This window comes from Streptomyces sp. NPDC005496, assembly GCF_042872045.1.
In the GTDB taxonomy this organism is placed as follows: Bacteria; Actinomycetota; Actinomycetes; order Streptomycetales; family Streptomycetaceae; genus Streptomyces.
Map to the genome: position 1 here is coordinate 46,388 of NZ_JBIAJQ010000011.1, position 19,863 is coordinate 66,250.

A 19,863-nucleotide genomic window follows, 5' to 3' on the forward strand; every position below is an offset into this window, starting at 1 on the left:
CACTCCGGGCCGCCCCGGCTCCCGGACGTCGCCGGCACCACCTCCCCCACGAGAACAGGAACCGCATGATCACCCGTAGAAGGATGTTCGCCTCCCTCGCCGCCGCAGCCGTCGCCGGACCGGGCCTCGCCCTGGTCGCGCCCCGCGCCCTGGGAGCGGCCGTCCCGGACGGCTCCGGCACCGCGGCGGCCGGAGCGCTCCCGCTGACGATCGTCAACTCCACGGGCGAGTACGCCAATTCGTCCGTGTACGTCTACATCGTCGGCAACCAGGACGGCCGCCAGGTGCGGGTCACCCCGAACGGGACCCTGGCGCCCGTGGCCCTGTCCGACAACGGCGCCGACGGGTACACCGACTACGCCATCCCGCTGGCCGCGGGCGGCGAGACAACGTTGTCCCTCCCGTACATGTCCGGCCGTGTATACGTCGCTCTGGGCAGCAAGCTGAGGTTCAAGGCCGTCACCGACGGCGCGGGGAACGCGGCGCTCCAGTACCCGGCGGGCTGGGTCGCCTCCGACCCCAACTACGACGTGCTGCACGACTGCGCCGAGTTCACCTACAACTCGGCCGGGATGTTCTGCAACACCACGACGGTCGACATGTTCAGCGTGCCGATGGCGATCCGGCTCACCGGCGCCGCCGACCAGACCACCGGGTGGCTGGTGGCGGGCGGACGCGACAAGGTGTTCTCCGCCGTCAGGGCCGTCGACGCCTTCGCTCCGCTGGTGGTGGGCGACCGCCGGGTCATCGCCCCCGGACACGGTCTGGACGCCGGGCTGTTCGCCAAGGACTACCTCGCTTCGTACATCGACGAGGCGTGGAGCACGTACGCCTCCAGGGACCTGTCGGTCACCACCAACGCCGGGACCTTCATCGGGCGGGTCAGCGGGGGCACGCTCTCCTTCACCGGGCCCGCCTCCGTGTCCTTCGCCAAGCCGTCCACGCGTGACGTGCTCTTCTGCGACGGTGCGCTGGCCGCGCCCAACGACGGCAGGACCGGTCCCGTCGCCGCGGTCCTCGGAGCCGCGTTCAACCGCACGACCCTGGTGAGCACCGCGGACCAGCCGACCACCGACCCCGCGTCCTTCTACCGCACCGCGGTCACCAACCACTACGCGAAGGCGGTGCACGCGGCCACGGCCGACGGGAAGGCGTACGGCTTCGCCTTCGACGACGTGGCGGACTTCGCCTCGTACGTCCAGGACACCGCCCCGACCGGCATCCGCCTGTCCCTGACCCCGTTCTCCTGACCCCACCGCGAGCCGCCCGCCGGACCTCTCCCCGCCCCTGCGGCGGGCGGGGCCCTGCGGGGGCTTACGCCCGATCGGCGGTCACCCTCAGCGGGCGGCGGGCTTCTCGCTGCGGGGCTCGGCGAAACCCTGGACCTTGATGTGGTCGATCGCCTTGGGATGGCAGGTCAGCCATTCCCCGCACACCCGCCACTGGTGGACGGTGCCGTCAGCGAACTGGACGAAGACCTCGGCCACCAGCAGGGCGTCGCAGTGCCCGGCCGTGGTCATGGAGCAGACACGGTCCTTCGTCTGCGCGACCGCGGGGAAAAGCGGGCGGATCTCCAGGATCGGGGACTTCATCTCCGTTACGACGTGCATGCGTTGAGACTACGGCCCCACCCGCTTCCCCGGCCGTCGTTCTCCGGTGACAGGGCGTGTACGCGGTGGACCCGGGTCGGTCGGCCCGGAGGGCCTCAGAATGCGAGCGTGCGGGCGATGTCCAGTGTCAGGCGGTGCCAGGTGTCTCGGGGGTCGCGGCCGGTGAGGGTGTGGACGCGGCGCAGGCGGTAGCGCAGGGACTGCGGGTGCAGGTGCAGGCGGCGGGCGGCGGCGTTCGCCGAGCCGGTGTCCAGGTAGGCGACGAGGGCGTCCAGCAGATGGCGTCCGGCGGGTTCGGCGAGCGGGCCGAGGACGAGCCGGCCGATGTGGTCCGGGGCGGCGGCCGGGTGCCCGGCGAGCAGCGCGAGGACGTGCGCGTCGGCGTCGGTGAGCACGTGACCGGGCCGGTGGGCGTGCGCCGGTGCCGTGTCGAGGGCGTCGGCGGCGAGGCGGTGGGCGACGGCGACGCGGTCCAGGCTCTCGCCCGTGAGCGCGCAGCCGCGCCAGGAGCGTGCGGCGAGCACGGTCCCGGCCCCGTCGGCGGCGGTGGCCGGCAGCAGCAGGACGGCGCGCGGTCCCCGTACCGTCGCCAGGGACGTGGTGTCCCCGTCGGGTGCGGTCAGGTCGTCGAGGAGGCCGGCCGCCGCGTCGTGCGACATGTCGGAGCCGTCCGCGACGGCCGGCTCGGCGACCAGCAGGCAGTACAGGTCGGGGAGTTGGATGCCGAGCCGGGCCGAGCGGTCGGCCAGCGCGCCCACCGAGGCGTGCCGGCCCGCGATCAGGTCGTCGAGCAGCAGCCGCAGCGCCCGGCCGCGGTCCCCGGCGAGGTCCTCGCTGGTGGCGGCGTACGCGGTGGCCATCTCCTCGGAGAGGGTGTCGAGCGCGGTCAGCAGCATCCGGGTGAGGGCGAAGGCGTCCGCGGCGGCCAGGTCCGGCGCGCGGGCCGCGATCTCGTCGGTGAGCACGGTCGCGGCCACCCGGTAGGCGCGCAGCACCGCCTGGACGGGACGCCCGTCGGCCGCCCGGGCCGCGGCGATGCCGCGGAACCGCCTGAGGTCCGCCGCCTCCAGTACGCCGTCGGTGGCCCACAGGTGCAGCAGGCGTTCGAGGCCCCAGGCCGCGATGGCCCGTACCTCCGGCAGCCGGCTGTCGTCGAGGGCCGCGTAGACGGGGACCTGCTCGTGCACGGCGGCGACGACCGCCGCGACCACGCGCGGGTCGGCGAGCAGTTCCTGCCGGACACGCTCCCTGTCCCCCGCCGGGGGCGGTGCGGCGGGGGACAGCTTAGGCGTCCTGCTTGTCACACCGTGATGATCCCAGCCGCGCGATGTGCGCACCACGGTGGACGGGCCTTGTCACACTCGCCAGGATCGACGTCGTACAGCGCGGTCTCAGGGACGAGAGGCGGGACGTACGGATGGCGAAGCACTGGGCCGACTTCCAGTACGAGATCTATCTGAACGGGATGACGGGAGCCGTACCGCGGCTGCCCACCGATCTGACGCGGCTGGAGGAACTCACCGAGCAGCGGCTCGGCCCCGGTCCGGTCGGCTATGTCGCGGGAAGCGCGGGCAACGGCAGTACCGCCCGCGCCAACCGGGCCGCGCTGGAGCGGCGCAGGATCGTGCCGCGGATGCTGCGGGACGTGCACGAGCGGGACCTGTCGGTCGAGGTGCTGGGCCGTTCACTGCCCGCCCCGCTGGCGCTCGCGCCGGTGGGCGTGCTGTCGATCATGCATCCGGACGCCGAGTCCGCCGCCGCGCGGGCCGCCGCGGCGCAGGGCGTGCCGTTCATCCTGTCCTCGGCCTCCAGCACGCCGATGGAGCAGGTCGCGGAGGCGATGGGCGACGCGGAACGCTGGTTCCAGCTGTACTGGGCCAAGGACCGCGAGGTCACCAGGAGTTTCCTGGACCGGGCGAAGGCCGCCGGGTACACGGCGCTGCTCGTCACCCTCGACACCCCGATGCTGGCCTGGCGTCCGCGCGATCTCGACCAGGCGTACCTGCCGTTCCTGCACGGGGTGGGCACCGCCAACTACTTCTCGGACCCGGCGTTCCAGGCGGGCCTCGCCAAGCCGGTGCACGAGGACCCGAACGCCGCCGTGATGCATTTCGTGAGCATGTTCGCGGACCCCGGCAAGACGTGGCCGGACCTGGAGTTCCTGCGGGAGAACTGGGACGGGCCGATCCTCCTCAAGGGCGTCCTGCACCCGGACGACGCCCGCCGTGCCGCGAGCGCCGGGATGGACGGGGTGATCGTCTCCAATCACGGCGGGCGCCAGGTGGCGGGTTCGGTCGCGGCGGCCGACGCGCTGCCCCGCGTCGTGGAGGCCGCGGGCGACCGGCTGACCGTCCTGTTCGACAGCGGTGTCCGCACCGGCGACGACATCTTCAAGGCGCTGGCCCTCGGTGCGCGGGCCGTGCTCGTGGGACGCCCCTACGCGTACGGGCTGGGCCTCGACGGGCAGGCGGGCGTGGAGCACGTCATCCGCTGCCTGCTCGCCGAGTTCGACCTCACGCTGGCCCTGTCCGGGCACGCCACCCCGGCCACCGTCGGCCCCGACGACCTGATCGAGGAGACCGCATGACCTCCGCGCACGACTCCGGGAGCGACACCGTGAAGAACGTGCTGGCCGTCGTGTCACCCCATGTCGGGGGCCGCGCGGCGGGGGCGGGGCTCGCCGCCGTCTTCCCCGGGCAGGCGCGGGTGACCGTCGTGGAGGCGGCGGACGAGGACCCCGTCGCGCTGCGCGAGGCGCATGTCGTCATCACGGGGCTCGGTCCCGTCGACGCCGGGCACATCGCCGCCGCGCCGCGCCTGGAGCTGATCCAGTGCGCGAGCCACGGTTTTGACTACGTCGACCTGGACGCGGCGCGGGCCCGGGGACTGCCCGTCTGCAACATCGGCTCCAGCGGCGCCGAGAAGCAGAACGTCGCCGAGCAGACCTTCGCCCTGATGCTCGCCCTGGCCAAGCAGCTGGTGCCGGCCCACGCCGCGCTCGTGGACGCGGACTGGGCACTGCCACGGCTCCAGCGGTCGATCACCGAACTGTCCGGCAAGGTCCTCGGGATCGTCGGACTCGGCCACATCGGCGAGGAGGTGGCCCGGCGCGCCGTCGCCTTCGACATGAGCATCGTGTACGCGGGCCCGCAGCCGCTGGGCCCCGAGGCCGAGGCACGGCTGGGCGGTGCCCGGTACGTCGAACTCGACGAGCTGCTGCGGGTGTCCGACTACGTCACCCTGCACGCGCCGCTCACCGAGGCGACCCGGCATCTGCTGAACGCGGAGCGGCTCGCGCTCCTCAAGCCGACCGCGTTCGTCGTGAACACCGCCCGGGGCGCGCTGATCGACCAGGACGCGCTGGCGGACGCGCTGGAGGCGGGCACGCTGGCCGGTGCGGGCATCGATGTCTTCGACCCCGAACCGCCCACGGCCGCACTGCGGTTGCTCAAGGCGCCGAACGTGGTGCTCTCCCCGCACGTCGCCGGGGTCACCCGCGAGACGCTCGTGCGGATCGCGCTGGCCGCCGTGCAGAACGTCGCCGACTTCCTCGCGGGCAAGGCACCCCGGGACGTCGTGTCGTAGCCGCGGCGTGCACGGCGTGGGGGCGGGCCCGGAGCACCGGGTCCGCCCCCACGCACGACGGTCAGAGTCCGACGCCCGCCAGGACGTCGGACGGCTCGACGGGCAGCTGGACCGGCGCCGGCAGGACCGGGGCCCGGCTCGTGTCGTCGCCGACGGTCACGGCCCGGCGCAGCCCGTGCCGCTGCGACGGGGACTTCTTCGGGTGTGCCGAGGGGGCCGCCCCTCGACCGTCCCGCTCGTCCCGCTCGTCCGGGTCCGTGGACGGATCGCCCGACGGAGTCCCGGAGGGCCGCGCCGGTGGTGCGACCGTGCCCGCGACGGACAGCGAATCGGGGCTCGCCGCCGGGGAGTCGGTCGCCCAGCGCTGGTCGTCCGAGCCGTCCCGCTCCTTGGTCACCACGTCCGCCTTCGGATCCGTGGCGGCGGGTGCGACGGCCAGCTCCTCCTTCCACCGGGGCAGCAACTCGCCCTGGACGGTGAGGTCGTAGCGCACGTCGTCACCGCGCTTCGCGTCCTCGGCGACGCAGCGGCCCAGCACGACGAGGCCGGAGGCGTCGGCATGCGAGTCCAGGCACAGTCCGGGAGCGGCGACGCTGCGCAGCAGGCCGTCCTCCTCGTAGGACCACTGCTGGGTCCACGCCGAGGAGCACACGGCGAGCGCGGTCCCGGTGCCGGCCTCCGCCTTGCCGCCTCTGACGTCCAGGCACAGGTCGGCGGCGAGGTTGCGCAGCCGGGTCTGGCGCGGGGCGTCGGGCAGACCCGCGGAGTTGGGCGGTGACGTGGCGCCGGGCGGGGTCCGGGAGCCGGGGGCGGGCGAGGCCGCGGTGGCGCCGGTGGCGCCGGTGGAGGTGGCCGGGCCGGTGGTCCCGCCGTCCTGCGACCAGACGCTCGCGACGAGCACGGTCGCCAGCACCGCCGCCGAGGCGATGCCGACGCCGGTGACGACGGCCTTGGCGTCCGGCCCGCGCTGCGGGTTCCAGCGACCGGGCGTGGGGATGCGGGACATGAGCCGGTGGCGTGCGCCTCCCGCGGCCCGTCGCCGTCCCCGTCCGCCAGCCGGACGTCCGCCGCGGCGCGGGCGGTCGCCGCCGGTGGGGACGCTCACACCGCTGCGCGCCCCCTCGCGGCGGCCGGGGCGGGATTCCAGGTAACGCCTGGCACCCCAGCCGAGTACCGATTCGGCGAGCAGGGTGCCCAACCCGCTCTCGAAATAGCCCAGTTGTTCGGCGGCGAATCGGCAGTGGCGGCACTCCTGGAGATGCTGCCGGACATCGGGGAGCAAGGCGCCGCCCCGCCGAATGGGAACGTCCAGCAGCCTGTTGTAGAAGCGGCATTCCTTGCTGGGCGCGAGTTCCTGATGGGCGCGTACACAAGCCGCCCGGAATTGTTCACGCGCCTGCTCCAGCGCGGCAGCGGCGGAGCCGGTGCCCAGCCCCGACAGACCGGCCGGTACGGATATGGGCTCGGCCTCGACCTCGGTGTGCCACAGCAGGCACTGGGCGAGTCCGGACAGGCTCAGGAAAGCGCGCTCGGCGAGCCTGCGGTTCTCGGGTGTCACCGTCGTCGCCGCCCGCAGGCCGCGCGCCCCGGCGGGCTTCGCCAGCTGCGGCAGCACGGCGGTCACCGGGTCCTGGCCGGACCAGTCCGCCACCGTGTCCCGGACCGTGACGAGCAGCCGGGGACGCAGCGCGGCGCCGGACCCGCCCAGCGTCAGGTCCTCCAGGACCTGGTGGAAGGACGCGGCGGCCACCATCGAGGCGACGCCCGCCGAGGAGGCGAGGCAGATGACGGAGTAGTCGTACGCCGACTGCCAGTGCCGTGCCATGAGCAGGGCCACGGAGTGCGGCGCCCCGCCCTCCGGTCTGCCGCTCAGGCGGGCGGCCAGGCTCTCGTCGGATTCGCCGGCGGGCGGCCCGGGCCTCGGGGGATGAGCGGGGGGTGGGGGGTGGGGGGTGTGCACAGAGCGGATTCCTTCCAGGGTTCACACCGGCAAGAGTTCCGCTTGCCCGAATGACCCTTCGTTGGTGCGTACCTTTTCGGCGAGCGCGGGGGAAAGCGGCCGGGGACGAGGCCGCGGGGCGACCGCTGCCGAGGGCCTTTCGAGCCTGTCGACGGCCCGAAATACCGAAGTGGTGAATCAGACCTGGTCATTGCCCCTGCGCAGGGAGTTCACCCTCGCACAACTCGCGTTCGACCAACAAGGCACTTGGGCAACATCCGCGGCAATTGAAATTCCGTCAGCAAGGGCGGGACGACTTCTCTCGCTCGCACCGGCATTCGATATCGGAAGCGCCCCGTGTGAAGTCCTCGCTCGCGCCGGCGCCCCGCGCACGCTCCCGGCGCGCGAAAAGCCGTAGTCCACTGGGAACCGGCCCTTCTCGGAGGCCCCGCGCGGGACGGCGGCTCTCCCGCGCGAAACCGGCCGCCGGCCCTGCTCCTCCCGCCCTCGGCCGGCGGCCCCGAAGGGTGTCGAGCGGGCCGCGCGCGTGGACGCGACGCCCGGTGGGAGCGCTCCGACGGCCCGGACGGACGTGCGTGCGACCGCCCTGCGACACCTTCGTCGATGACCGCCAACCGCTCGCAACTGACCGCGTGTGAAAGGAATCTGACGGACAGACACCTTCAGCGGACGGAGGACCGGCGGCATGCGTCCGTCCCGCCCCGTGCGGAGCCCTGGTCCGGGGGCCTGCACCGGGTATCCCCGCCGCGCGTGCCGACCGGGACCGTCCGTCCCCCGGGTGCCGGACCGCGCCACCCACTAGGCTGGAACACGAGTGACGTTGCTTGTTCACTGTGGGTGTGCGCAAGGGAGTGGCGACGATGGGCCCGGTGCTTCCCCTCGACGAGTCGGCCACGGCACGGGCCGTCATCGACGAGCACGGCATCGTGCGCCACTGGAACGAGGGTGCGCGCCGGCTGCTGGGACACGCGGCCGCCGACGTCGAGGGCCATCCCGCCGCCCGCCTGCTCGCCTCCGCCGGCCTGCCCGCGGCCCCCGCGCCGGACCAGAACCGCTGGAGCGGCACCCTGGACCTGCGGCACCGTGACGGCGGCACACGGACCGTGTCCGTCCTCGCCCATCACCGGCGGCCCGGGAGCGGCGGACCGGGTGACTGGCTCGTCCTCAGCCCGCTGGAGGGCGTCCGCGCCTCCACGGACGACCTCCTCGTCCTCGCCGCCCTGGACCAGTCCCCCTGCGCGACGGCCGTCTACGACGACCGCATGCGCCTCCGGGGGATCAACGACGCGATGGCGGGGGTCATCGGGCTCCCCGAGGACCGCGTCCGCGGACTGCGGGTCACCGAGATCAGCGGCACTCCGCAGAGCGCCGACCTCGAACGCCAGATGTGCGAGGTGCTGGCCTCCGGCACCCCGCGCGACGTCGAGACCTATCTGCGCTCGGGCGGCGAGGAGCACGCCCACGCCTGGCTGGCGCGGATCGCCCGGCTGACCGACGCGGACGGCCGGGTGCGCGGCGTGTGCGTGTCCGCCCACGACTTCAGCGACCAGTACCGGGCCCGGCAGCGGCTCCAGGTCGTCAACGAGGCGAGCGTCCGCATAGGCACCACCCTCGACGTGACGCGTACGGCCCAGGAGCTCGCGGACGTCTGCGTCCCCGCCCTCGCCGACTTCGTCAGCGTCGACCTGCTGGAACCCGTGGACCACTCGGGCGACCCCACCCCGGCCCCGGTCTCCGCACCCGTGACCCTGCGCCGGGCCGCCCACCGGTCCGTCAACCCGGGCGCTCCCGAGGCCGTGGTCGGGCTGGGCGAGGTGGACGTCTACCCCGCCTCCTCACCGCAGGCGGACTCCCTGCTGGCCGCGCGGACCATCGTGGCGCCGGACGAGACCGCCGCCCTCGCGGACTGGCTGTCCTGGGACCGTCGGCGGGGCGAGCGGGTCGCGGAGTACGGCATCCACGCCACGATGTCCGTCCCCGTCCAGGCGCGCGGCGCGACCCTGGGCGTCGCCGTCCTCAGCAGGTTCCGCCGCCCGGACCCCTTCACCGCCGAGGACGTCCTGCTGGCCGAGGAGATCACCGCGAGGGCCGCGGTGTGCATCGACAACGCCCGCCGCTACTCCCGCGAACGCGAGACCGCGCTGGCCCTGCAGCGCAGTCTGCTGCCGCGCTCCCTGCCCCGGACCGCCGCCGTCGAGGCGGCCTCGCGCTATCTGCCCGCCGCGCGCGCCGGGGTCGGCGGCGACTGGTTCGACGTGATCCCGCTGTCCGGGATGCGCGTCGCCATGGTCGTCGGCGACGTCGTCGGCCACGGGATCCAGGCCTCGGCGACGATGGGCCGGCTGCGCACCGCGGTGCGCACCCTCGCCGACATCGACCTGGCGCCGGAGGAGCTGCTGACGCACCTCGACGACCTCGTCGTACGGCTGTCCGCGGAGGCGGGCAGCGACGGCACCACCGGCGAGCTCGGGGCCACCTGCCTGTACGCCGTGTACGACCCGGTGTCGCGCCGCTGCACCGTCGCGCGCGCCGGACACCTCCCGCCGATCCTGATCCCGCCGGACGGTCCGCCCCGGCAGCTCGACGTGCCGGCCGGGCCGCGGCTGGGGTTGGGCGGCATGCCCTTCGAGTCCGCCGAGTTCGAGCTGGCCGAGGGCAGCGTGCTCACGCTCTACACCGACGGGCTGGTCGAGAGCCGCGAGCGAGACCTGGACGCCAGCCAGGAACTGCTCTGCGACGTGCTGGGGCGCTACTCGGGCTCCCTGGACGACACCTGCCACGAGGTCCTCCAGCACCTGCTCCCGCCGGGCGGCGCCTCCGACGACGTGGCCCTGCTGCTCGCCCGGACCCGCGAGCTGCCGTCCTCCCAGGTGGCGGCCTGGGACGTGCCGGCCGACCCCTCCCTCGTCGCCCCGGTCCGCAAGCGCGTGGTGGAGCAGCTCGACGCCTGGGGACTGAGCGAGGCCGGGTTCACGGCCGAGCTGGTGGTCAGCGAGCTCGTCACCAACGCCATCCGCTACGGCGACCACCCGATCCGGCTGCGCCTCATCCACGACGACACCACCCTCATCTGCGAGGTCTCCGACAGCAGCCACACCGCGCCGCACCTGCGCCGGGCCAAGACCTTCGACGAGGGCGGCCGGGGGCTGCTGCTGGTCGCCCAGCTCACGGAGCGCTGGGGCAGCCGGCACACCGCCGAGGGCAAGACGATCTGGGCGGAGATCGCGCTCCTGGAGGAATGAGACGCCGCCGGCGTGCGCGTCCGCCCGAACGGTGAGCACGGCTGGGGGTCCCCCGCGGCCGGGTCCGCTGCGGTCCGCCCGGCACGGCCTGCTTTCATGAACGGGCACGAAGAACCGCGCCCGGAGGACCGAACCCTGAACACCCCGCTCGCCGAAGCACTCTCGGTCGTCCTGCTCGTGGCCGTCCTCGTCTGCGCCGTGGTCCGCCCCTTCGGGCTGCCCGAGGCCGCCGTGGCGGTCCCCGCGGCGGGCATCGCCGTCGCGACCGGCGCGATCTCGCTCGACCACGCCCGCGCGGAGAGCGCGCATCTGGGTCCGGTGGTCGGCTTCCTGGCCGCGGTGCTGGTCCTCGCCCGCTACTGCGACGAGGAGGGCCTCTTCCAGGCGTGCGGGGCGTGGACGGCCCGCTGGGCGGCGGGCAGTCCGGGGCGGCTGCTGACCGCCGTCTTCGCCCTCGCCTCGGCGATCACCGCCGTGCTGAGCCTGGACGCCACCATCGTGCTGCTCACCCCGGTGGTGTTCGCCACGGCCGGCCGGATGGGTGTCCGCCCCAAACCGCACGTGTACGCCTGCACGCACCTGTCGAACACGGCCTCGCTGCTGTTGCCGGTCTCGAACCTCACCAACCTCCTCGCGTTCACCGCGAGCGGGCTGAGCTTCACCCGTTTCGCCGCCCTGATGACGCTGCCCTGGCTGGTCGCCATCGGCGCCGAGTACCTGGTGTTCCGGCGCTTCTTCGCCCGCGACCTGAACGCCGCCGCCCCCGTGCCGAGCGCCGGCGCGCCGCCCGAGGTGCCCGTGTTCGCGCTGGTGACGGTGGCCTGCACACTGGCCGGTTTCGTCGTGGCCTCCGCGCTCGGCGTCGACCCGGCGTGGTCCGCGACGGCCGGGGCGGCCGTCCTCGCCGTCCGGGCCCTGGTCCGGCGGCGCACGACACCGCTCGCGGTGGTGCGCGCCACGGCGCCCGCCTTCCTGGCCTTCGTGCTGGCGCTGGGCATCGTCGTACGCGCGGTGGTCGACAACGGACTGTCCGACGCCCTCGGCCGGCTCCTGCCCGAGGGGACCGGTTTCCTCGCCCTCCTCGGCATCGCCGCCCTGGCCGCCGTCCTGGCCAACCTGATCAACAACCTGCCCGCGGTCCTCGTCCTGCTGCCGCTGACCGCCGCGTCCGGTCCCGGCGCCGTGCTGGCGGTGCTGCTGGGCGTCAACATCGGGCCGAACCTGACCTACGCGGGGTCCCTGGCGACGCTGCTGTGGCGGCGTATCGTGCACGAGCACGACCACGGCGTCGATCTCGGCGAGTTCACCCGGCTCGGGCTGATGACCGTGCCGGCCGCGCTGGTCTCCGCCGTGGCGGCGCTGTGGACGGGACTGCTGGTCTTCGGAGGCTGATGGACATGCGGGTGATCGCCTGGCTCGTCGAGGGGACCTGGCCCGCGTGTGTCGACGCCGTGCGCGCTCACGCCCCGGCAACCGCGGACGTGGTCCTGCTGCACGTGAGCGAGCCGGACGTACCGGGTCTCGCGCACGGCGCCTTCGCGGGCCTGCTCGGCCGCGGGCACCCGGAACGCGACCCCGGGAACCGCCTGGAGGACCTGGGCACGGTGTCGGCGGCCCGTCTCCTCGCCGCCGCGGCCGAGCGGCTCGGCGGCCCCTGCACCCGGCTGGAGCGCACCGGGCACGCCGAGCGCGAGGTGGTCGAAGCGGCCCGGGGCGCCGGCCTGCTCGTCCTGGCGCGCGACGGCGACCGCGCCCGTCTCGGCCCGCACAGCCTGGGGCCCGCCGGACGTTTCGTCGTCGACCACGCGCCCTGCCCGGTGCTGCTGGTCTGGCCGGAACCGGCGCCGGACGTCACGACGCTGCCGCCACCGCCACCGCCACCGCCCGCCTGAACCCGGTCAGTGCCGGTGTCCCCGGCCGCCCCGGCCCCACCAGCCGTGTCCGTCATCCCCGCAGGTGGACCAGGAGCACGTGTCCTGACCGGGACCGCCGGACGGGGCCTCGGTGGGGGCGGGGGTACGCGTGGCCGTCGGTGACGGGGGCGCGGAGGGCTTCGGGCTCGCGTCCCGCGGTGACGCCGGGCGGTCCGCGGAGTCCCAGTCGACCGACTCCGGTCTCAGCCGGTCCGCCGACGTGTCGGTCACCCAGCGCTGCTCCGCGGACTCGTCCGCCCGGGGCTTGAGGACCAGCGCGGCGCCGTCCCGCGAGGAGGCGGGCGTCAGCGCGAGATCCCGGTTCCACCGGGGGACCAGGGAGCCCCGCGGGGTGAAGTCGTAGCGCACGTTCCCGGTCCCGGGCCCCGCGGCGTCGGTGCACCCGCCCAGCACGACCGAGTCGCCGAGGTGGGAGTCGAGGCACAGGTCGGGGGCGGAGCCGCTGCGCAGCAGCCCGTCGGTCTCGTACACCCACTGCTGGTCCGCCGCCGCGCCGCACGGGACCAGCACCGCCTCCGCGCCCGCCACCGGCCTCCCCCGGTCCAGGCCGACGCAGAGGCCGCTCGCCGTGTTGCGGAGCCGGCCCCGCAGCGTGCCGACGGGACCGCGGTCCGCGGCGCTCACCCAGGAGGGCGGAGAGCCGGGCGCGGACTCCTTGTGCGGGCCGTTCCCCCCGGCCGGACGCCCGTCGCCGTCCCCCGAGGCCGCCCACACGATGAGCGGTACGAGGACGCAGACGCCCGCCGTCAGGGCGGCGAGGGCGAGATGCCTGCGGTGGCGTGCGCGGCGGTGCGCGCGCAGCGTGGCCGTGCGGGACCCGGCGCGCGGCGGCCGGGCGGGGGCCGCCGGGGAACCGGCCCCGCCGCGAGACGCCGTTCCGGTGACCGGCCCGGCCGGAGCCGCGGTGCCGGTGGACGGCTCACCGCCGGGCACCCCGCCCGGCCACGCCGTCCGCTCCTCGCCGGGCCCTTCGTCGGCCTGCCCTGGCCGGGAGTCCAGGTAGTCCCGCGCACCCCAGCCGAGTACCGCCTCGGCCAGCAGGAGGGCGAGCCGCCCGTCGCGGTGGTCGAGCTGCCCGGCGGCCTGCCCGCAGTGCCGGCAGGTGGCGAGATGGTCGCGCAGGTCGGGGTCCAGGATGTCGTCGTCGCGCCGGAGGGACACGTCCAGCAGGCGGCTGTAGCGGCGGCACTCCTGATCGGGGGCCAGTTCGCGGTGGACGTCGAGACAGCCCGCGCGCAGCAGCGAGCGTGCCCGCTCCAGCTTCACGGCGGCGTCCTCGGTGCTCAGCCCCAGCAGTGCGGCGGGCGCCTCCAGGGGCTCGGCCTCGACCTCCGCGTGCCAGAGCAGGCAGCGGGCGGGCGCGCCGAGCCGCTGGAACGCCCGGGAGACCAGACGTCCGGTCGCCGTGGGCAGGAGCCGGCTCGCGGCGCGTTCACCGTCCTCGGCGGCGGACAGCAGGGCGGGGTGGAGCAGTTGCCGGCGGTGGTCCGTGTCCCACTCCGCGGCGATGCGCCGTACGGCGACGAGGACCTCGGGCCGCCAGGCCGCCGTCGGACCGCTCCCGCGCAGGGCCTCCTCGAAGAGGCGGGTGAACGCGGCGGTGGTCAGCATCCCGGCGGGGTGGGGACCGTCCGCGCACAGCAGCGCGTACGAGAAGGCGGATTCCCAGTGGCGGGCGAGGAGTTCCTCGACGGGTCGGTTCGCGGGCCCTTTTCCCGAGTGCTTCTTCAGTTCGACGGCGAGCTGTTCGTCCGTCGGTTCGGGTGCTCGGCCGGGGGCGGAGGAATTCGGCGGAGCGAGGTCATTCACGTTCACTTTCCTCCTGAAGCCCGCGCGGCGAAAAGTCCGTACCAGAGTTCCGCGACAGGGGGTCACCAGAAACGCAAAAAGCGTGCAGGGGGAAACGAAATAGGCCGCCCCCCCGTCAGGCACGGCACACCTTTGCACAGGTCACGGAGGCGGAACAAGACATCCCGAAACTTTCGCGACTCCGCCCGTGGAACGCGGATTGACGAATTGTCAGCAAGGCCCCTCCACGGCTATTCACCTCTGCCCGCGCCCGGGCGGCGCGGGCTACTCCCCGAGTACGTCGCGGAGTTGGGCCCGCGAGGTGATACCCAGCTTGGGGAAGATCCGGTAGAGGTGGAAACCGACCGTTCGGGGCGAGAGGAAGATCCGCTCACCGATCTCGCGATTGGTGAGGCCGGTGGCGGCGAGCCGGGCGATCTGCACCTGCTGCGGGGTGAGTTCGGCCAGCGCGTCGGCGGCCGGCGGTGTGCCGGGCGTGACGCCCGCCGCGCGCAGCTCCGCGAGCGCGCGTTCACGCCAGGGGCGGGCACCGAGCCGGTCGAAGACGTCGAGCGCCGCGGTGAGCAGCGGTCGCGCCTCCACCGAGCGTCGCCTGCGGCGCAGCCATTCCGCGTAGTCGAGGCGGACCTGCGCGCGCTCGAAGGGCCACTGGTCGCCCTCCGGGCCGGCGAGGGCGGCCAGGAAGTGCCGTTCGGCGTCGTCGGGTGCGGCCAGGAGCGCGCTCGCCCGGTGCACGATCGCGTCGAGCCGCGCGGACACCTCGCCCCGCGCGAGCCGGCGGCGGACGGCGTCGAGGACGCGCCGCGCTTCCTCGGCCCGTCCCGTGCGCACGGCGGCCGCGGCGAGGTCGGCCAGGTGGTAGTCGGAGGCGTGGTAGTGCAGGGGTTCGGGTTCCGGGTCCTGGGTGTAGACGGCGCGGAAGCGGTCGTAGGCGGCCGGATGGTCGCCTTCGGCGAGCGCCGCCGCGCCCAGCGCGTAGTGCGCCCGCACCTGCAGGCTGCGGCAGTTGGGCAGGTCGATGCCGTGCGATGCGCGCTGTACGGCGGCGCGCGCCTCCTCCGTGTCGCCGCGCAGGGCGAGCAGGGTGGCCCCGAGGACGGGTGAGCCGACGGCCACGTTCTCCAGGCCCGCCTCCGCGGCCGTGCGGTACGCCTCGTCGACGGCTTCCTGACACGCGGCCCAGGAGCCGTTCTCGTACAGGGCGAGGGCGAGGGCCTGGGCGACGGTCGCGTTGGCGCCGGCGGTCGGGGAGCGTCGCAGGTGTTCCAGCGCGGCGCCGAGCAGACGTATCGCCTCGGCGGTCTCGTCGAGGATCCACGCGGCGGCGCCGGCCGCGGTCAGGCGGGACAGCCGTTCGTCCGAGCCGCCGGGGCCGGGCTCCGCCGCGGGCTCGGTCCAGGCCGTGCCGCGCAGCATCGAGAGGGCCCGGGTCCGGTGCAGCAGCGGGTCGCAGCCGGCCAGGATCCACAGCCGGGCCGTCTCGTCCCGCTGGGGCGGCACCCGCTCGGCGGTCCGCAGGATCTTCTCGCGGTGCGTGAAGTCCCCGGCGTTGTAGGCGGGGGTGGTCGCGGTGCTCAGAGCGTCCAGGGCGAGCCCGGGATTCGTCTCGACGGCGGCCTCGGCGACCGGCAGCAGGAAGCCGAGCGAGCCCTCGAACTGGGTCGTCACGGCGAGCGCCCAGCCCGCCCGGAGGGATGCCTCGGCCAGCACGGCCGGGTCCTCGGCGATCGCCGCGACGCGGGAGGCGATCTGGCCGACCCAGCGGGGGTGTCCGGCGTACATCGCCATGGTCGCGGCCCGGACCAGGCGTCGCGCGCGCACCTCGGGGTCGGGGGTGAGCAGCGCCGCCCGCTCCAGGGCGGTGGCCGCCGCCGCGTAGCCGCCCCGGCGCCGGGCGCGCGAGGCGCTGTCCACCAGTTCCCGGGCCACCTCCTCGTCGACGCCGGAGACGGCGGCGGCGCGGTGCCAGGCGCGGCGGTCGGGTTCGCCGTCGAGCACCTCGGCCAGCGCGCGGTGGGCGGCGTGGCGTTCGGCGTAGGTCGCGGCCTGGTAGACGGCGGAGCGGATCAGGGGGTGGCGGAAGCGTATGTGCCCGTCGGCGATGCGGACGAGGCCGGCCCGTTCGGCCGGCAGCCAGTCGCCGGGGCCGGGCGGGCGGTCCGGGGCCGTCGTCTCGGCGGCGGACAGGATCACCGGCAGCTCGGCCGTCTCCGCGGCCGCGGCGAGGAGCAGCAACTGCCGGGTGGCGCCGGGCAGTCCGGGCAGGTCCGCGGCGAAGATCTCCTCCAGCCGGCCGGTCAGCGGCAGCGTCCAGTCCTGGGCGGCGGCCGGGTCGCGTCCGGCGGCGCGGGCCAGCTCCACCAGGGCGAGCGGTACGCCCGCGGCCTGCTCCAGGATGCGGGAGCGGGCGCGTCCGACCGGCGGCCGGGGCTGGACGTCGAGGAGCCGGCCGGCCGCCGCGGGCTCCAGCGGCTCGACGGCCAGTGTCCGGGCCTCGCGGGCGAAGGGCGCGGGTACGCAGCCCTCGCGTGCCGCGACGAGCAGGGTGAGCGGTTCCCCTTCGAGGCGCCGGGCGACGAAGGCGAGGACGTCGAGCGTGCCCACGTCCAGCCAGTGGGCGTCGTCGGCCACCAGGAGCAGCGGGCCCCCGTTCGCCGCGTCGGAGAGCAGCGTCAGGGCGCCCAGCGCGGTCAGCAGCGGGTCGGCGGGCTCGGCGCTCTCCTCGATCCCGAACACGCCGAGCAGTGCGGCGCGTTGACGGGCGGGGAGCCCGTCGGCCAGGTCGAGGACCGGCCGCAGCAGCTGGTGGAGTCCGGCGAACGGTAGCTCCGACTCGCCCTCGCAGCCCCGGCAGCGCAACACCCGCGTTCCGGCGCGCCGGGCCTGGCGGGCGGTGGCGTCCAGCAGCACGCTCTTGCCGAGTCCGGGGCCGCCGGTGACCAGCAGGACCTGGGCCGACGGGTCGTCCACCAGCCGGGCGAGCAGCTCCAGTTCGTGTTCGCGGCCGACGATCCACTCGTCTCCGGCGGGCGTCATGCGGCGAACCGGAGGACGGCGTCGGCGACCGCCCTGGGGTTCTCGAGGAGCATGGCGTGGGTGGCGTCGATTCCGGTGACCGTCAACTCGGCCCGGTACTCGGCCAGTTCGGCGAGTTCCCGCTCGATGTCCCTCGCACCGGCGGCCGTCGGGGCGCACGACCAGTCCATGCCCGGGATCGGCGGCGCGGTCCGCAGCGCACGGCCGAGAAGCAGGGGCCGCGTGGTCCGCCGGAGAAGGCCGAAGAGGTCGAGCGAGTCGATCGCGGCGCGCATCTCCCGTACCTGGGCGCGCTCGGGCCGCAGCGCCAGCCGTCCGTCGGGCCCGTCGTGGGTCGCGCGCCGGACGCCGGCCTCCAGCAGTTCGTAGGGGATGCCGAGCCGCTCCGACAGGGTGCGCTGGAGCGCGAGGAGTTCCTTGAGTCCGTCGGCCGGCAGCGGACGTCCGGACGCGGCGAGCGCCGGATCTTCCTCGCTCCCGGGGTCCCCGTCCGGGCCGGGGCGTCCCCACCCGAACCCGTCCAGGTTCACCGCGCCCGGGGTGACGTCGGGGTGCTCCAGCGCGTACAGGACGGCGAGCACACCGCCGACGCAGTGCCCGACGGGCAGCGCGTCCGGGATGCCGTGCTCCTTGAGGACGCCTTCGAGGTCGCCGAGCAGCTCCGGGACGCTCCAGGCGCCGGACGGGGAGAGGCCGTGTCCGCGCAGATCCACGGCGAGCACCCGGTGTCGGCGCACGAGCATCGGCGCGACGGCCGCCCAGTCGGCGAGGGTGCGGCCCGCGCCGTGCAGCAGGAGCAGGGGCGAGCCCTCGCCCCCGTGGTCGTGCACGGCCAATGCGCCGCGGTCGTTCCTCATGTCATGACAATAAGGCCTCCGCGCCGGGCCTCAGAATGAGCTCCAGCGTCGCCAGCGGACCGCCCGGGAACTGCTGGAGCCGCCCGCCGCCCGCCAGCGGCCCGAGATCCACCGCCGCCCAGCCCGCGCGCCGCACGAGACCGGCGATACGCCCGTTGGCGCCCGGGTGGTTCCCGGAGAGGAAGATCACACGGCGTCCGGCGGGGGTGCGCGGGTCGGCTCCGAGCAGGGCCGGCGGCAGCGTGTTGAACGCCTTGACCAGGCGCGCGCCGGGCAGCAGACCGGCCACGACCTCGCTGGACGGGCGCCGGCCGAGCTCGGCCGGCGTGTGGCCGGGCCCCAGCGGGTTGGTGGTGTCGACGACGATCCGTTCCTGCCAGTCGGACGACTCGGCGGCCCGCACCGCCTCCCGCAGCCGCCGCCAGGGCACGGCGAGCACGACGATCTCCGCGACGGCCGCCTCCTCGACCGTCGCGGCCGTCAGTCCGGGCCCGAGGGCGTCGGCCAGGGCCCGCGACCGCTGCGGGTCCCGGCTGTCGCTGACGACGACCCGCTCCCCGGCGGCCAGGAAGCGGACGGCGAGGGCCTGTCCGACGGCTCCCGCGCCGATGATCCCGATGGGCATGCGTGCCTGCTCTCCCGTGGTGCCCGGCTTCTCCGACGTGCGCACCGGCCAGCATCGGGCACGGGCCGGGGCCGTGCTTCTGTCGCGTGACCTGATTCGGCGGCGCCGGGGGCCGCTTGACTCGCGGCGGCCCGGCACGCTTGGATCTTTCGCGTGCCGTGGTGGAACCCGGCACGCAGAGGTGCGCCCAGCCGGTAGCGGACTCGGTCCAAGCCCGGCCACAGTCGCCAGGACCGCCGACGCGTCCGAGGCGGGGTCGTACTCGCGATCGATGGAGCGGACATGTCCGTCACGCGTGTGGGCCGTGCCCGGCCCCTGCGAACCGTCGCCGCGGCCCTGGCCGTCCTGACCGCGCTCGCGGGCTGCGGATCGGGGTCCGGCGGGGCCGGGAAGAACGATTCGGGCGGCCGGGAAAGCGCGGCCACGGCCCCGGACGAGCACGGCGGCCCGAAGCCGCGCGAGGACTCCTCCTCGCGGGCCGGGGTGCGCCTGCCGCCGCTCGGCGCGGACTTCGACTACCAGATCGGCGGCGCCTATCCCCCGCCCGCCGGCGTGCGCGTCGTCAGCCGCGACCGCTCGGCGACGCCCGCGCGCGGCCTCTACAACGTCTGCTACGTCAACGCCTTCCAGGCCCAGCCCGCGGAGCGCGACGCGTGGCCCGCGGACCTGCTGCTGCGCGACGCGGACGGCGAGGTCGTCGTGGACCGCGACTGGAACGAGGCGCTGCTGGACATCGGCACCCCGGCCAAGCGCGAGCGGGTGGCCGCGCGGGTCGCCCGCTGGATCGACGGCTGCGCCGCCAAGGGCTTCGACGCCGTCGAGCCGGACAACTACGACAGCTACACCCGCTCCCGGCACCTGCTGACCGCCGACGACGCCGTCGCGTTCACCAGACTCCTCTCGGCGCACGCCCACGCCCGGCATCTGGCCGTCGGCCAGAAGAACACGCCGGAGCTGGCGGGGCGGCGGAAGGCTGCCGGGCTCGACTTCGCGGTGGCGGAGGAGTGCGGCCAGTACGACGAGTGCGGGGTCTACGCGAAGGCGTTCCGGGACCGGGTGCTCGTCATCGAGTACACCGACAGCGGCCTGCGCAAGGCGCGCTCCGCCTTCGGCGACCGGCTGAGCATCGTCCGCAGGGACGTCCTGGTGTCCACGCCGGACGACGAGAAGTACGTACGCCGGACCCGCTGACGCCCGGCCGTTGC

At 74.9% G+C, this 19,863-nt stretch carries 14 protein-coding genes; 7 read left to right on the forward strand and 7 right to left on the reverse strand.

Annotated features, from left to right (window positions below):
- Positions 1 to 65 precede the first annotated feature (65 nt).
- Positions 66 to 1,250 carry a glycoside hydrolase family 64 protein gene (locus ACFYQQ_RS29815; RefSeq protein WP_355789342.1) on the forward strand — a complete coding sequence of 395 codons (1,185 nt, stop codon included), beginning with the start codon at positions 66 to 68 and terminating at the stop codon, positions 1,248 to 1,250.
- A gap of 87 nt (positions 1,251 to 1,337) precedes the next feature.
- On the opposite strand, the gene ACFYQQ_RS29820 is transcribed toward ACFYQQ_RS29815, so the two are convergent.
- Positions 1,338 to 1,610 carry a hypothetical protein gene (locus tag ACFYQQ_RS29820; RefSeq protein WP_355789339.1) on the reverse strand — a complete coding sequence of 91 codons (273 nt, stop codon included), beginning with the start codon at positions 1,608 to 1,610 and terminating at the stop codon, positions 1,338 to 1,340.
- A 95-nt stretch (positions 1,611 to 1,705) separates the two neighbouring features.
- A complete protein-coding gene (locus ACFYQQ_RS29825; protein WP_388905788.1) occupies positions 1,706 to 2,914 on the reverse strand; it encodes a PucR family transcriptional regulator in 1,209 nt (402 codons plus the stop codon).
- 113 nt (positions 2,915 to 3,027) lie between these two features.
- Here ACFYQQ_RS29825 and ACFYQQ_RS29830 point away from each other — a divergent pair, with 113 nt between their 5' ends.
- A complete protein-coding gene (locus ACFYQQ_RS29830; protein WP_355793890.1) occupies positions 3,028 to 4,197 on the forward strand; it encodes a lactate 2-monooxygenase in 1,170 nt (389 codons plus the stop codon).
- Positions 4,194 to 5,195: an NAD(P)-dependent oxidoreductase gene (locus tag ACFYQQ_RS29835; protein ID WP_355793891.1), complete on the forward strand. Its 1,002-nt coding sequence runs from the start codon at positions 4,194 to 4,196 to the stop codon at positions 5,193 to 5,195. Before ACFYQQ_RS29830 ends, ACFYQQ_RS29835 begins: the two co-directional genes overlap by 4 nt.
- A gap of 61 nt (positions 5,196 to 5,256) precedes the next feature.
- On the opposite strand, the gene ACFYQQ_RS29840 is transcribed toward ACFYQQ_RS29835, so the two are convergent.
- Complete coding sequence (locus tag ACFYQQ_RS29840; protein WP_388905793.1) at positions 5,257 to 7,155, reverse strand: RICIN domain-containing protein; 1,899 nt, start codon at positions 7,153 to 7,155, stop codon at positions 5,257 to 5,259.
- A gap of 860 nt (positions 7,156 to 8,015) precedes the next feature.
- Between ACFYQQ_RS29840 and ACFYQQ_RS29845 the strand changes: the two genes are divergently transcribed.
- From ACFYQQ_RS29845 to ACFYQQ_RS29855, 3 genes are all read left to right on the forward strand, one after another.
- Positions 8,016 to 10,397 (forward strand): SpoIIE family protein phosphatase, encoded by a 2,382-nt coding sequence (locus ACFYQQ_RS29845; RefSeq protein WP_356241707.1) that lies wholly within the window; start codon positions 8,016 to 8,018, stop codon positions 10,395 to 10,397.
- 96 nt (positions 10,398 to 10,493) lie between these two features.
- Positions 10,494 to 11,789 (forward strand): arsenic transporter, encoded by a 1,296-nt coding sequence (locus ACFYQQ_RS29850; protein WP_388905795.1) that lies wholly within the window; start codon positions 10,494 to 10,496, stop codon positions 11,787 to 11,789.
- A gap of 5 nt (positions 11,790 to 11,794) precedes the next feature.
- Entirely contained in the window at positions 11,795 to 12,289 is a 495-nt protein-coding gene (locus ACFYQQ_RS29855) for a universal stress protein (RefSeq protein WP_355795577.1), read from the forward strand.
- A 6-nt stretch (positions 12,290 to 12,295) separates the two neighbouring features.
- On the opposite strand, the gene ACFYQQ_RS29860 is transcribed toward ACFYQQ_RS29855, so the two are convergent.
- The 4 genes from ACFYQQ_RS29860 to ACFYQQ_RS29875 form a co-directional block, all read right to left on the reverse strand.
- Entirely contained in the window at positions 12,296 to 14,140 is a 1,845-nt protein-coding gene (locus tag ACFYQQ_RS29860) for a ricin-type beta-trefoil lectin domain protein (protein ID WP_356172711.1), read from the reverse strand.
- Positions 14,141 to 14,404: 264 nt separating this feature from the next.
- Positions 14,405 to 17,176 carry an AAA family ATPase gene (locus tag ACFYQQ_RS29865; protein WP_388905800.1) on the reverse strand — a complete coding sequence of 924 codons (2,772 nt, stop codon included), beginning with the start codon at positions 17,174 to 17,176 and terminating at the stop codon, positions 14,405 to 14,407.
- Entirely contained in the window at positions 17,173 to 18,033 is an 861-nt protein-coding gene (locus ACFYQQ_RS29870) for an alpha/beta hydrolase (protein WP_356172706.1), read from the reverse strand. The genes ACFYQQ_RS29865 and ACFYQQ_RS29870 overlap by 4 nt, the downstream gene beginning before the upstream one ends.
- 1 nt (position 18,034) lies before the next feature.
- Entirely contained in the window at positions 18,035 to 18,658 is a 624-nt protein-coding gene (locus ACFYQQ_RS29875) for an NAD(P)-binding domain-containing protein (protein WP_356241487.1), read from the reverse strand.
- Between the two features lie 282 nt (positions 18,659 to 18,940).
- Between ACFYQQ_RS29875 and ACFYQQ_RS29880 the strand changes: the two genes are divergently transcribed.
- Positions 18,941 to 19,849, forward strand: coding sequence for an endo alpha-1,4 polygalactosaminidase (locus ACFYQQ_RS29880; RefSeq protein ID WP_355792230.1), 909 nt, complete (start codon positions 18,941 to 18,943; stop codon positions 19,847 to 19,849).
- The last annotated feature ends 14 nt before the right edge of the window (positions 19,850 to 19,863 follow it).

Excerpts from the sequence above, each read along its gene's own strand:
- ACFYQQ_RS29845 (WP_356241707.1), top strand. The coding sequence starts at position 8,016 with ATGGGCCCGGTGCTTCCCCTCGACGAGTCGGCCACGGCACGGGCCGTC.
- ACFYQQ_RS29880 (WP_355792230.1), top strand. The coding sequence starts at position 18,941 with ATGTCCGTCACGCGTGTGGGCCGTGCCCGGCCCCTGCGAACCGTCGCC.
- ACFYQQ_RS29855 (WP_355795577.1), top strand. The coding sequence starts at position 11,795 with ATGCGGGTGATCGCCTGGCTCGTCGAGGGGACCTGGCCCGCGTGTGTC.
- ACFYQQ_RS29820 (WP_355789339.1), bottom strand. The coding sequence starts at position 1,610 with ATGCACGTCGTAACGGAGATGAAGTCCCCGATCCTGGAGATCCGCCCG.
- ACFYQQ_RS29870 (WP_356172706.1), bottom strand. The coding sequence starts at position 18,033 with ATGAGGAACGACCGCGGCGCATTGGCCGTGCACGACCACGGGGGCGAG.
- ACFYQQ_RS29875 (WP_356241487.1), bottom strand. The coding sequence starts at position 18,658 with ATGCCCATCGGGATCATCGGCGCGGGAGCCGTCGGACAGGCCCTCGCC.
- ACFYQQ_RS29830 (WP_355793890.1), top strand. The coding sequence starts at position 3,028 with ATGGCGAAGCACTGGGCCGACTTCCAGTACGAGATCTATCTGAACGGG.
- ACFYQQ_RS29835 (WP_355793891.1), top strand. The coding sequence starts at position 4,194 with ATGACCTCCGCGCACGACTCCGGGAGCGACACCGTGAAGAACGTGCTG.
- ACFYQQ_RS29850 (WP_388905795.1), top strand. The coding sequence starts at position 10,494 with ATGAACGGGCACGAAGAACCGCGCCCGGAGGACCGAACCCTGAACACC.
- ACFYQQ_RS29815 (WP_355789342.1), top strand. The coding sequence starts at position 66 with ATGATCACCCGTAGAAGGATGTTCGCCTCCCTCGCCGCCGCAGCCGTC.
- ACFYQQ_RS29865 (WP_388905800.1), bottom strand. The coding sequence starts at position 17,176 with ATGACGCCCGCCGGAGACGAGTGGATCGTCGGCCGCGAACACGAACTG.